The sequence below is a fragment of the Butyrivibrio proteoclasticus P6B7 genome (assembly GCF_000622085.1).
Classification (GTDB): domain Bacteria; phylum Bacillota; class Clostridia; order Lachnospirales; family Lachnospiraceae; genus Butyrivibrio; species Butyrivibrio proteoclasticus_A.
On record NZ_JHWL01000004.1, the window covers coordinates 140,022 to 152,163 of the forward strand.

The following is a 12,142-nucleotide window of genomic DNA, read 5'->3' on the forward strand; positions in this document are numbered from 1 at the left end:
TAGCTTCTATGAATTCTCGTGTCTCTGTTTCTTGATTGTATATAGTTTATTGTCGGCATCTTTGATGAGGGCCAGCAGGTCTTCATTGGAGTTAACAACTCCAACAGCGATTCCGTAGCTGATTTTTATGGCGCTGTCGATACCTTCGATTCTAGTTTCTTCTACTAACTTTTCCCAGTCTTCCATACGTTTCTTGAAGGCATTTTCATCCAGCTTGGTTGTGAGAATCAGGAACTCATCGCCTCCATATCGGAAACAGTCATTTTTTCTGAATAGTTCAAGAAGCTTGGATGCGGTCATCTTGATGACTTCATCGCCTTTTATGTGACCGAAACTATCGTTGATGGTCTTGAAGAAGTCTATATCTGTCATTGCCACGCAGAATGTCTTTTCATTTTTGATGGTAATGGAATCAAGAGCAAATCTGTTCATAAGGCCTGTGAGCTGATCTTCAGAAGACTTTATATAATAGTCTTCAGCTCGCATTTTGGCTTCATAGGCGGCTATAATGCTGTCATTTTTTCTGTGATAGCTAATAACGCATACTATCAGGATTACCACAAGATAAGCAAAGGCGTTAAGAAATACCATGTTCTTGGCGCCGTCGTACGCATATAGCAAGGAATAAAGAATTATGAATTCAATTAGCAGCAATATCATGTGATAGAGCGGCGTTATTTGTATGAAAGATGTAATGGCTACGCTGGCTACAAATAGAACAATAATCTGCCTGCCCATCCTATAGTTGGTATAAGAGGTGTACATGGCAAAAAGAGAAATAATAAGGATGAACGCAAGGACAATGCTAACAGATAGTTTATGACCATGAATTATACCACGCACCAATAAATCCGCCAGAATTGCCATTATAATGCAGGAAATAATGACGGCAATTGCGAATGCTGTGGTCATATTTATGTAGAAATTGTCGCGGTACGTGACATAATATCTGAGAACTACAAAGCTTTCACTGAAGATGGTAACTAGACACATTGCCCTTATGCTGGACATGTTGCCCTTGTCTATTATGTCATTTATCTCTTGCTTATTCTTAGGTAAGAGTTTTTTCCATAATTTATTTAGTGCTTCCATAGAATCCTCGACTCTTTTTCAAGTACATAAAGTAGTTTATGGACATATATATCTATAATATCATATCTAAGCGTTACTATATTTCGTTTGTTTATTAAATCTTTATGAAGATAGTGTGATTTAAGGAATTGCGTTGGAAGAAAAGAAAAAACCTCGGACTGCAGTTAAGTAGTCCAAGGTTTTGCTATCTTAAATGGATGATCTTAGTATAACCTCCAGTGGGAGGGAAATCTTGCGGGGGAGCATTTTGTATCCATTCATGCGCTCTTTGAGAGCATCTACAGCTACCATTCCCATTTCGGTCATTGGTACACTGATGGTGGAGAGAGGAGGGTTAGAAAAGCGTGCCATCTCAATGTTGGTGATGCCCATTACAGCCACTTCCTCAGGGACTTTGATGTTGAAGTCATAAAGTGAACGAAGAACAGCCATGGCCATCAGGTCACTGGATACCACAAAGGCTCTTGGAAGTGCCTTCTTTTTATGGAGCTTTTTAATTCCGGCATAGCACTCGTCCTCATTCCAGTGGCAGTTGATGCAGGTTTCCTTCTTTACAGTTAATCCCCTGGAATTCATTTCGCCAAGAAAACCACGGAATCGCTTACTGTCTTCCAAAGTGGAATCCTGAGGTGAAGCTCCAAGAAATCCTATATCCTTGTAGCCTCTTTCTGCCAGTGTAGAAACCGCAAGAGAGGCAGCTTCATAGTGATCGTAGATGATATTATCAATATCCCTGTGGGAGGTATCTATACCCACGATGGCGGGGATATTTCTTTTTATATAAGAGTAAATGTCCGGGCTAAGGGTGTTCATCAAAATGATTCCATCAAGGGCAGGGAAGAAGGAGTCAAGAGCCTTACATTCCTCAATCTCTTTAGAGGTTGCAATAAAGGGCACTGTATAGCCATTTCTTGCAGCCTCGCTCTCAATGGAAGCTAAGATGCTAAGGTAATAAGGGTCACTGTACTTGTCTTTGTCAGTACTGATGATACAGCCAATCTTAAAGTGAGTCCCTTCGCTTTGCTGGCGCAGACTCTTGGATTTCTTCTTGATATTCTTGGCGGGAGCCTTGTAGTTAAGCTCTGCAATGGCTGCCCAGACCCTTTCTTTGGTTTCCTCTGTCATACGCCCCTCAGTATCGTGGTTGATAACCCTTGATACTGTGGCGGTTGATACGCCTGCTGCCTTGGCAACTTCGCGAATATTACTCATATTAACCTCGCATATTTACAGGCGCCTAAGCCTTTTTGGACACCTGATTAATGTAATTCTGGGTAACTATATTGATAATAAATAGTTGATTACTTGGTAAAAGAACTAGGTAACACTTCTGATTAACAACATGCGTTACACAACATAAAATAATTATAGAATAGCATAAATGCAAAGTCAACAAGCCCACAACCATGCGGCTTACAATAAAATAACACAATCACAAAAACTGGTTTACAACAAGGTAACAAACGCGTTATAATCTAGGTAACAACAAGGTAACAAAGTTTACATTCACAACGGGGTGGAGAGCAAATGAAACTTACGCTTATTGGGGCAGGTCAGAGAGGAAGAATATATGCAGATTACGCCTTTGATCACAACAGGGCGGAGATTGCGTATGTGGTAGAGCCCGACATAGATAGAAGACAAGCTGCAGCTGACAAGTACGGCCTTTCAGAGGACAAGCTGTTTACAGACCCGGAAGACTTTTACAAACTGGGGAAGGTTACAGATGCAGTCATAATAGCCACCATGGACAGACAGCATTACGGCCATGTTATGAAGGCTTTAGAGCTTGGCTACGACATTCTCCTTGAAAAGCCAATTTCTCCTAATCTTGATGAGTGCCTTAAGATAAGGGATCTGGCCCTTAAGAATAAGTGCAAGGTCATGGTCTGCCACGTTCTTAGGTACACAGGCTTTTGGGGAGCCATTAAGAAGATTGTGGACAGCGGAGAGCTTGGCAAAGTCATTGATATCCAGCACAACGAGAATATAGGTAACTTTCACATTGCTCATTCTTTCGTAAGGGGCAACTGGAGGAACAGCGCCGAGACCAGCTCCCTCATTATGCAGAAGTCCTGCCACGACATGGATCTTTTGACATGGATCACAGGAAGTAGGGCCAGAAGCGTATCCTCCTTTGGAGAGCTTAGCTTTTTTAACAAGGATCATGCACCTGAAGGAAGCGCTGACAGATGTCTTGACTGCAAGGTAACAGATTGCCGCTTTGATGCCAGAAAGGTTTACCTTCCAATAGCAGGAGAGTGGCCTGCAACGGTTCTTTCTGTAGATCAGTCAGAAGAAGGTCTTATGAAGGCCATCAAGGAAGGCCCCTACGGAAGATGTGTTTACCACTGTGATAACAACGTTTGCGACCATCAGGTGGCAATATTTGAATTTGAAAATGGCGTTCATGCATCCTTTAACCTAAGCGGCTTTACCAACAGGATGTGCCGCACCATCAAGATCATGTGCGAGAATGGCGAGATCAGAGGCGATGATGGCCTCAATGAAATCGAGATAATAAGGTTTGCGCCCAACTGGCAGAGCGCGCCATACATCAAGAAATTTAGTCCCGACCTAAGGGAAGGCTTCCACGGCGGTGGGGATTCAGGCCTTATGGAGAACTTCCTTGGAATGCTGGAGGGGACAGATGCCGAGAATCTCTCTGCTATAGAAAGGTCCATAGAAAGCCACGTCATGGCTATTGGGGCAGAGAAATCCAGGGTAGAGCACAGAACTATCGAGCTGGAAGAACTTAGAACCACCAACACTTGAATGGGGAACGAAATGAATAAGACCGGGTATGAAAAGCTTATTAAGGACTTGGGGGTAGGGAATGTTCCGGAAAGCTTTCCAAAGTTCTACGAAGAGTGGAACGGCGAAGGAAGCGTCTTAACAAGGGATGAGCTCTGGCAGATCCTGGGTAGATATGATCTATCTGCGGATCAGGTAAAAGAGCTTGAATCCTATCTTCAAACAATCCGTGAAAGCCAGCAGCTAACTGAATACATCAAATTCCTTACCTATTGTCAGTGCGACAAACGTTACGACTACTATATCGACGACAATACGGATTTTAATCCAGGGAACGTGGGAGATGTGGGCAAGACCGTCAGCTTTTTCATGTGCCTATCCTGCATTGGATATGCTAAAAGAGATCTTGTTAAAAGAGGGATCTATGAAAAGCTATACGAGGATATCCCCCACAGAATGCTAAGGATGCACATGGAGAAGTTCAAAAAGACGGGAAGCTATGAGCTGGACGATCTTCCCTGGCAGAGCAACTTCTACAGCCTTGCCATATATCTTTTTGACAGATTCCTGTTTGTGCCCTGCAGATTCGATGATCCCTACACCTTCTACCGAAACGGAAACGAGGTAATAGGAATTGCAGATGACGGCCTGTCAGTGGACTTTGAGGGCCAGCTGATCCTTCCGCCAGAAGATGGCACGGACAACACAGAGACCTCCAAAACCGCTACCATAGACAGCTCTTTTGACACCAACACAATAAAGAAGGACGGCCACTACTACGGCGCCTTCAAAAAAGATAGAAAAGAGGAATTTAAAACCATCAGGACTGAGACAGATACTGAGGTTACAGGCTATCGAATCTCACCCTGCGGCTTTATTACTAAAGAATTAGTAACCCTGGATAAGGGAAGCTGGAAGCAGATCCTTAAAAGAGATGACTGGCTCCTTGGCTTCCACATCCCATCGGGAGAGGGATATGTTCCAGAGAGAGTAAGAAGCAGCATGAAGCCGGCCTGGGAGTTCTTCTGTAAGTATTACCCGGAGATTCCTTTTAAGGGCTTTTGGAGCGCCAGCTGGCTCTATGACGGAAGATTATCCTTGCTGCTACCAGATGATAGCAACATTGTAAGGACTCAAAGGCATCTCTTTAATTATTCGGGAGGCTGGAACGGAGAGATGCTATATCTGGAACTCTACGGAGACTGCGATATTCCGCTGGCAGAGGTACCTAAGAAGACGAGCCTTCAAAGGAACGTGGCCACCTACCTTGAAAGGGGCGGAAAGTTCTGCGAGCCAGGCATGGTGTATTTCCCAGAGGAACTATCTAAGGACTGCAACCAGATGATCTACATTACAGACAAGGACTTAGAGGATCAGAGAAAGCTCTTTAAAGCAAACGGCATCAAGGGCATAAATGAAACCGACAGCATCGAACCTAAAGCCCCAGACACAGCAGAAAACCAGAAAGGGGGAGTGGTATGAAAAAAGAGTTTAAAAGAAACTGGCAGTTATACCTGATGACTCTGCCAGCAATCATATTTCTCATTATGTTCTGCTACATCCCTTATGGCGGTCTGTGGATGGCTTTTACTGATTACAACGTGGTGGACGGTATCTTTGGAAGCCGGTTCGTGGGTCTTCAGAACATCAAGTACTTCCTTGGATCCGGCACAGGACTTGGACTTAAGTCCGTAAGAAATACACTTATCATCAACTTTTGGGGACTTATCTTTGGAACAGTTTTCCCAATAACCATAGCCATCTGCTTTAACGACGTTACCAACAAGGTTTACAAGAAAATAGCCCAGAGCGTAATGTTCTTTCCTTATTTCCTTTCCTGGGTTGTTGTAGGTGCCATCATCTACGCTTTCTTTTCAACCAGCACAGGTATAGTTAACCAGTGGCTCACAAACTCAGGCAGTGAGATTGTAAGATGGTACGCCGAGCCCAAGTATTGGAAGCCTATTATCATCATCGCAGATGTATGGAAGTGGTGTGGTTACAACTCAATCATCTACATGGCAGCCCTGGCGGGCTTTGACAGCACTCTGTACGAGGCAGCCCAGGTGGACGGTGCCAACAGATTTAAGCAGATAATCCACATAACACTGCCGCTACTTAGGCCTACAGTGGTTATCCTGACACTGATGGCCATCGGACGTATCTTCTTTGGAGACTTTGGAATGATCTACGGTATCGTAGGCAACAACTCCCTTCTCTATGAAGAGGTTGCGGTTATTGATACCTACGTTTATTCAGCCATGAGGACCATGGGCTTTTCCTACACCACAGCCATTGGCCTTATGCAGTCAGTGATGGGACTTATCCTTATCACCATCTCCAATCATTTTGCTAAAAAGATAAATGAAGGGGAGGGACTGTTCTGATGAGTAGTAAAGCACCTAAGAAAGTTAAAAAATCCGGCGCAGACATTGCTGTAATAGTTTTCTCCTATGTATTTGTTGGCTTCATAGCACTGGTGTGCTTCATGCCGCTTCTGATGGTGGTATCTGTTTCACTTTCAGATAACACTGCAGTGGTGCAGAAGGGATATTCTTTTTTACCAAGGAATTTCACAACGGATACCTACCTATATCTGTTTGCCCACAGCGGCCTAAGGATCCTTAAATCCTACGGTGTTACCATAATCGTCACTGTGGTGGGCACCATATCAGCCATGATCATCACCAGCATGTGCGCCTTTGCTCTTTCAATAAAGAGCCTTAAATACAGAAATATAATCTCGTACTTTTGCAATTTTACAATTATCTTTTCCGCAGGACTTATCCCATGGTACTACGTGTGCGTTAACTGGTATGGGTTTGGCAATAACTTCAGGTCCCTGATAGTTCCGCAGATGGTGAACGTGTTTAACATGTTCCTTCTTAGGACCTATTTCGAGCAGGTGCCCACATCCCTGTACGAATCAGCAAGAATCGACGGTGCTGACTACTTCAAGATCTGGGCCAGGATCGCAGTTCCTCTTACCAAGACCGGAATGATGACTGTTGGAATGATGTTTGCTCTGACCTATTGGAACGACTGGTGGAATGCCCTGATGTTTGTAAATGACAGAGAGTATTTCCCACTTCAGTATTATCTGTACAACATCCTGTCCAACGTAAACGCCATAACCTCGGGACGAGTTCCATCGGGAGCCGCAGCCAACATCAAGCTTCCGTCGGAAACAGTTAAGATGGCAGTTACTATCGTTACTATTGGACCTATCATTTTCCTTTACCCCTTCATTCAGAAGTATTTCGTAAACGGAATTATGGTGGGTGCCGTTAAAGAGTAAAAAGGAGGAAAGTATGAATAAGAAGGTATTATCGTTACTTATGGTAGGTGTCCTTTCTGCATCAATGCTCTTTACTGGATGCGGAAAAAGCGGTTCCAAGAACTTGGGCGTCAATGTTAAGGATACCGGTAAGGTAGTGATCCTGTATCCTGGCGAAGAAACAGACGAAATGAGCAACTTCATAAAGAACGAGCTCAATCCTAAGCTCAAGGAAGAGATTGGCGAAGAGGTAGAGCTGGTCTATAAGGGATGGGATCAGTATTGGGAGCAAAAAGATATCATGTTGTCCGCAGGCGATGCCATCGACCTGTACTGGGATGGACTTCAGGATATCAGCAGCATGGTTAACAAGAAACAGGCACAGCCCCTTGACGAACTCATCGAGACCTATGGTCAGGATATGAAGAAGGTTATCCCTGATGGACAGCTTTCTGGTGGTGTTGTTAACGGCATTCAGTATGGTATTCCATCTGCTTACGCTCCTTCATCAGGAATGTTCCAACTTGTATGCGTAAGAGAAGATCTTCTTGAAGAAGTTGGAATGACAGATATCAGTACTGCAGAAGATCTTACAGAGTTTGCACAGAAGGTTGCAGATGCTCATCCAGAGCTTTCAGGTCCTGCAGATGTAATCTTCAAGCCTCTTACAAGATACTTCCAGGATGAGCCACTTACCTGGTTCTCAGCTGGTGATGCAGTTGTTTACGGCGAGACTTCCAAGAAGGCATACAGCTATTTCGAGTCAGAGGCCTTTGAAAAGGTTGCCAAGTTCAATAGAAGCATGTATGAAAAGGGTCTTTACAGAGATGAGCTTACAACCAACTACAACGAGCGTGATTCAAGAATGCAGCAGGGCACATACCTTTGGGTAGAGGGCTCCATCGGAAAAGAAAATGAGATCATCAATTCAGTTCGTGCCAACGCTCCAGATGCAGTTCTTAAGTCCTACATCCTTGCTCCTGAGCAGGATAAGTACATTACAGCCTGCGGCGGCGAAGTTCTCTGCGTTCCTTATTCAGCGCAGAACCCAATCGGAGCCATCAAGTTTGTAAACTGGTTGTACACAAGCCAGGAAAACTACATGTTTGCTCTTTACGGACCTGAGGGTGAGAACTACACAGTTGAGAACGACAGAATCGTCCTTAAGGATCCATCATTTGGCGGATTTTTCTACGAGTGGATGTTTAGAAATGCCAACTATCAGATGTTCACAACAGATGTAACTGACGAGTTTATCGAGCTCTATTCACACTGGGATGAGAACGCTATCGAATCAGATGTAATGGCATTCCACTTTGATAACACCAACGTTAAGAATGAGGCTACAGCAATCGGCGAGCTTATCAATACACAGCTTATGCCTATCCTCTGCGGATACGTTGACTACGACGAGGCTTTCCCTGCAGTTCAGCAGCAGCTCAAGGATGCTGGAATCGACAGATATATGGAAGAGGTTAACAAGCAGCTTGAGGAGTACCTTAAGACCAAGTAATTGTTAAAAGAACTATGAGGAGCAGGCAGATGGAAATCGATATCAGAAAAATAGTTGAGCATTTTGACATAGACGGGGAGATGGTGTACGAAGAGCCCTTTGGCTGCGGACACATCAATGACACTTATGCTATTTACTGTAAGAGAGAGCTCCATCCGCCTGTTCGCTATATATTGCAGAGAATCAACTCAGAGATCTTTGATGTTGATAAACTAATGCACAATATCTGTCTTGTTACTGACTACCTTAAGGAGAAGATTGCCGCAAATGGCGGCGATCCTTTAAGGAGTACACTTACTCTGGTACGGACCAGAGATGGAAAGAGCTACTACAGGGATTCATCTGGCAGCTGCTACAGGATATATCTTTTTATCGAAAATACTGTATCCTACCAAAGCGCAGCCACCAGAGAGGTTCTTGAAAATGCAGGCAGAGCCTTTGGTAATTTCCAAAAGCTTTTATTTGACTTTGATGCTTCAAAGCTCTATGAGGTTATTCCCAATTTCCACAACACAGTTAAGCGCTACGAAGCCTTTGAAAGGGCTATTGCAGAGGGAATACCCGATAGAGTTAAGGCAGCGGAAAAAGAGATTTCTTTTGCCACGGAACGCAAGAATTATTGCGATAGGATAGTGTCTAAGCTTGGTAGTGACCAAATCCCTCTTAGAGTTACTCATAACGATACCAAGCTTAACAATATCCTAATGGATCCAGATACCAACGAAAGTGTCTGCATAATTGATCTTGATACAATAATGCCAGGGTCACTTCTATACGATTTTGGCGACAGCATAAGGTTTGGGGCCAATACTGCTACAGAGGATGAGACAGATCTTTCTAAAGTGAGGTTTGATGCGGGGATGTATGATGCCTATGCTAAGGGCTTTTTAAGCGAAATGGAGCCTTATATGACCAGGCAGGAGATAGATCTTTTACCCTTTTCAAGTGTGCTCATGACCTATGAATGTGCAATTCGGTTCCTTTCGGACTTCCTGGTGGGGGACACCTACTTTAAGGTGGATTATCCTACCCACAACCTTGATAGGACCCGGAATCAGTTCAAACTTATAGAAGATATGGAAAGCTATTGGGGGCGGTTTTAGGACCGGCCCCTTTCTTAGTGGTTCACAAATGGGGCAAAAGGGGGTAACATAGTAGTGTAGTGTCGCTGAAATGGTCTGTGGGGGCTTTTTGGCGGTGTGAAATTTTTCTTTTTACAGGAGGAGTGTTATGGAACAGAAAAAGTTAAGTTGGCTTAATCCACTGATCATCGGACTTTGCATTGTTATAAGCTGTATTTCACTGGCCTTTGGTCTTGCACACTTTAGATCAGAGAGCGCCCATGTTATTACAGCTACAGGTAGTGCCAGTGTAGACTTTGAGGCAGATATCATTATCTGGAGGGGATATTTCTCAGCAACAGCCTACACATCACAGGATGCCTACAACATAATCAAGTCAGAGGCTGACCAGGTTAAGAAATATCTTTTAGCTAACAACCTTACAGAGGATGAGGTTGTGTTTAACTCAGTTGATATCAGCCAGATCTACAGAGATATCTACGATGACAATGGTAACTACATTGGAAGCGAGGCTGATGGATACAGACTTACCCAGAGTGTTACTATTACATCATCTAATATTGATAACGTTGAGAAGATTTCCCGTGACATTTCAAGCCTTCTTGATCTTGGCGTCGAGTTCACATCAGAGTCTCCAGAGTACTACTACTCAGGCCTTGATGACCTTAAGCTTGATCTTATCGACAAGGCTTCTACAAATGCCAAGGACAGAATCGACATCATTGCCAAGAATTCAGGAGCTCGCCTTGGAAAGCTTAAGAATTCAAGCCTTGGTGTATTCCAGATCACTGCTAAGAACTCTGGAACCAGCAGCTATTCCTATGATGGAGCTTTTGATACAGGTTCAAGATACAAGACAGCTACAATCACAGTTAGACTTGAGTACGATCTTAAGTAATGACGATTTTAGATAGTGATATTTGAATTGAAGTAGTAATGGTCGGAATTGTATATGAATGAGGGGTGATAACTATGGCAGATAACGAGAATAACATCCAGACAGCTTCTGAGAATAGTGGTGCAGTGAATATGAGTGCACCAGTTTCATCAGGTAATGAGCAGAACCAGAATACCAGTGGCTCTGAGGTTGCTGAACTTCTTAAGAAACAGCTTTTTTTCCAGAGGCTGGCAGCCATATCCACAACAGGAATATTCCTGGTGATACTTGTTGCTGCACTTCTTATCGTGCCAAGGGCCATCAGGACTATCAACCAGGTCAATCAGCTTGCAACTGATGCCACCAATTCAGTTGCCAAGATAGATGAAATGACAGAGAGCATTACTACAGCCAGTGAGAATCTCAACGGCTTCATCGATGAGAACGCCGAGACTCTTACCAAGGCCACCAAGTCTATTTCTGAGATCGATTTTGAGGGCCTCAACCAGGCAATTTCAGATCTTCAGGAGACTGTAGGACCTATGGCATCATTCTTCAGTAAATTCAAGTGATAAAAAGGGAGGAATCAGGCATGGATAAAAGAACTGCAGAGGAAAAGATCAAAGAGATCGCACAGGACGTTCAGCAGGCTGCAAAGCCAATAGTTGAGAAGGCTAAGCCCTATGTAGAGAAGGCAGAACCTTACATTGATGAGATTAAGACCAAGGCAGAGCCTGTAATTGATGATATCAAGGTTAAGGCGGAGCCAGTTCTTAAGAAGGCTAAGCAGGGCACAGCCAAGGCTAAGGACGTTGCCAACAATGTTAAAAAAGATATCTCCAAGGCTTCAGCTAGAAGAAACTGCAAGGAAGAAGTATTCGTGCAGTATGCAGCTCACGAGGTTAGAACTTCAGACATCGTTAAGGCTGCCAAGGCTGATTACATCGCTAAGGGCCATGTTGAGAGCGATATCAAGGAGATTCAGGTTTATATCAAGCCTTCTGATAATGCAGCATATTATGTTGTAAATCACGCAGAGACAGGAAAGATTGGATTTAATAAATAATGGAAATTGAGCAGAACACCTTCTTTCCCTTAACTCACTACGAGTATGGGGAAGCATATTTTGGAAGTCATAAGGGAATGAGATACAGACTGGCCCGTGAACCCTTGGAGAACGTTAAGTTCACGCCGATAGATCAGCGTGGTCCTGCCACTTTAATGGCAACGGTGTGGCCTGAGCCTAATTCCTACGCTCACACCCCTGATGAACTTAAGACTTCCGAGCACTTCGAGGTATCTCAGGAGGGATTTGATGCAGCAGTTGCCTGGATCAACGCCCAGTACACTGATAATCCCGGGAAGTGGGAGAAGAGATAGTTTTCGTGAGAAGATGTTTGTTTGGTAATCACGAAAACAGAAGAATCTGATAGATCTGAAGAAAAGTCTAAAATGAATAAAAAGGACTGTGAAAAATGTTTTTGTTTTCACAGTCCTTTTACTATCCATAGTTAGTAGTTTGTATCTGTCTAAATTAATCCATATTA

At 43.7% G+C, this 12,142-nt stretch carries 12 protein-coding genes; 10 read left to right on the forward strand and 2 right to left on the reverse strand.

Going from position 1 to position 12,142, the window contains the following annotated elements:
* Window positions 1-6 precede the first annotated feature (6 nt).
* Both T541_RS0105345 and T541_RS0105350 read right to left on the reverse strand, forming a co-directional pair.
* Entirely contained in the window at window positions 7-1,092 is a 1,086-nt protein-coding gene (locus tag T541_RS0105345; RefSeq protein ID WP_026651718.1) for a GGDEF domain-containing protein, read from the reverse strand.
* 189 nt (window positions 1,093-1,281) lie between these two features.
* Window positions 1,282-2,304 carry a LacI family DNA-binding transcriptional regulator gene (locus tag T541_RS0105350; RefSeq protein WP_026651719.1) on the reverse strand — a complete coding sequence of 341 codons (1,023 nt, stop codon included), beginning with the start codon at window positions 2,302-2,304 and terminating at the stop codon, window positions 1,282-1,284.
* Between the two features lie 315 nt (window positions 2,305-2,619).
* Here T541_RS0105350 and T541_RS0105355 point away from each other — a divergent pair, with 315 nt between their 5' ends.
* From T541_RS0105355 to T541_RS0105400, 10 genes are all read left to right on the forward strand, one after another.
* The gene (locus T541_RS0105355) at window positions 2,620-3,867 is read left to right on the forward strand and encodes a Gfo/Idh/MocA family protein (protein ID WP_026651720.1); all 1,248 of its coding nucleotides are present in this window, start codon (window positions 2,620-2,622) and stop codon (window positions 3,865-3,867) included.
* Window positions 3,868-3,879: 12 nt separating this feature from the next.
* Entirely contained in the window at window positions 3,880-5,328 is a 1,449-nt protein-coding gene (locus T541_RS0105360; RefSeq protein WP_026651721.1) for an acyltransferase domain-containing protein, read from the forward strand.
* A complete protein-coding gene (locus T541_RS0105365) occupies window positions 5,325-6,233 on the forward strand; it encodes an ABC transporter permease (protein WP_026651722.1) in 909 nt (302 codons plus the stop codon). Before T541_RS0105360 ends, T541_RS0105365 begins: the two co-directional genes overlap by 4 nt.
* Window positions 6,233-7,144 (forward strand): carbohydrate ABC transporter permease, encoded by a 912-nt coding sequence (locus T541_RS0105370; protein ID WP_026651723.1) that lies wholly within the window; start codon window positions 6,233-6,235, stop codon window positions 7,142-7,144. Before T541_RS0105365 ends, T541_RS0105370 begins: the two co-directional genes overlap by 1 nt.
* A 13-nt stretch (window positions 7,145-7,157) precedes the next feature.
* The gene (locus T541_RS0105375) at window positions 7,158-8,636 is read left to right on the forward strand and encodes an ABC transporter substrate-binding protein (RefSeq protein WP_026651724.1); all 1,479 of its coding nucleotides are present in this window, start codon (window positions 7,158-7,160) and stop codon (window positions 8,634-8,636) included.
* Between the two features lie 29 nt (window positions 8,637-8,665).
* Complete coding sequence (locus T541_RS0105380) at window positions 8,666-9,739, forward strand: phosphotransferase enzyme family protein (RefSeq protein ID WP_026651725.1); 1,074 nt, start codon at window positions 8,666-8,668, stop codon at window positions 9,737-9,739.
* A gap of 127 nt (window positions 9,740-9,866) precedes the next feature.
* Window positions 9,867-10,616, forward strand: a complete 750-nt coding sequence (locus tag T541_RS0105385; protein ID WP_026651726.1) for an SIMPL domain-containing protein — start codon at window positions 9,867-9,869, stop codon at window positions 10,614-10,616.
* Between the two features lie 74 nt (window positions 10,617-10,690).
* Window positions 10,691-11,167 (forward strand): hypothetical protein, encoded by a 477-nt coding sequence (locus T541_RS0105390; RefSeq protein WP_026651727.1) that lies wholly within the window; start codon window positions 10,691-10,693, stop codon window positions 11,165-11,167.
* A gap of 20 nt (window positions 11,168-11,187) precedes the next feature.
* Window positions 11,188-11,661 (forward strand): DUF6465 family protein, encoded by a 474-nt coding sequence (locus T541_RS20565; RefSeq protein WP_051538105.1) that lies wholly within the window; start codon window positions 11,188-11,190, stop codon window positions 11,659-11,661.
* Window positions 11,661-11,975, forward strand: a complete 315-nt coding sequence (locus T541_RS0105400) for a hypothetical protein (RefSeq protein WP_026651728.1) — start codon at window positions 11,661-11,663, stop codon at window positions 11,973-11,975. The genes T541_RS20565 and T541_RS0105400 overlap by 1 nt, the downstream gene beginning before the upstream one ends.
* Window positions 11,976-12,142: the final 167 nt, after the last annotated feature.

Excerpts from the sequence above, each read along its gene's own strand:
- T541_RS0105345 (WP_026651718.1), bottom strand. The coding sequence starts at position 1,092 with ATGGAAGCACTAAATAAATTATGGAAAAAACTCTTACCTAAGAATAAG.
- T541_RS0105350 (WP_026651719.1), bottom strand. The coding sequence starts at position 2,304 with ATGAGTAATATTCGCGAAGTTGCCAAGGCAGCAGGCGTATCAACCGCC.
- T541_RS0105355 (WP_026651720.1), top strand. The coding sequence starts at position 2,620 with ATGAAACTTACGCTTATTGGGGCAGGTCAGAGAGGAAGAATATATGCA.
- T541_RS0105360 (WP_026651721.1), top strand. The coding sequence starts at position 3,880 with ATGAATAAGACCGGGTATGAAAAGCTTATTAAGGACTTGGGGGTAGGG.
- T541_RS0105365 (WP_026651722.1), top strand. The coding sequence starts at position 5,325 with ATGAAAAAAGAGTTTAAAAGAAACTGGCAGTTATACCTGATGACTCTG.
- T541_RS0105370 (WP_026651723.1), top strand. The coding sequence starts at position 6,233 with ATGAGTAGTAAAGCACCTAAGAAAGTTAAAAAATCCGGCGCAGACATT.
- T541_RS0105375 (WP_026651724.1), top strand. The coding sequence starts at position 7,158 with ATGAATAAGAAGGTATTATCGTTACTTATGGTAGGTGTCCTTTCTGCA.
- T541_RS0105380 (WP_026651725.1), top strand. The coding sequence starts at position 8,666 with ATGGAAATCGATATCAGAAAAATAGTTGAGCATTTTGACATAGACGGG.
- T541_RS0105385 (WP_026651726.1), top strand. The coding sequence starts at position 9,867 with ATGGAACAGAAAAAGTTAAGTTGGCTTAATCCACTGATCATCGGACTT.
- T541_RS0105390 (WP_026651727.1), top strand. The coding sequence starts at position 10,691 with ATGGCAGATAACGAGAATAACATCCAGACAGCTTCTGAGAATAGTGGT.
- T541_RS20565 (WP_051538105.1), top strand. The coding sequence starts at position 11,188 with ATGGATAAAAGAACTGCAGAGGAAAAGATCAAAGAGATCGCACAGGAC.
- T541_RS0105400 (WP_026651728.1), top strand. The coding sequence starts at position 11,661 with ATGGAAATTGAGCAGAACACCTTCTTTCCCTTAACTCACTACGAGTAT.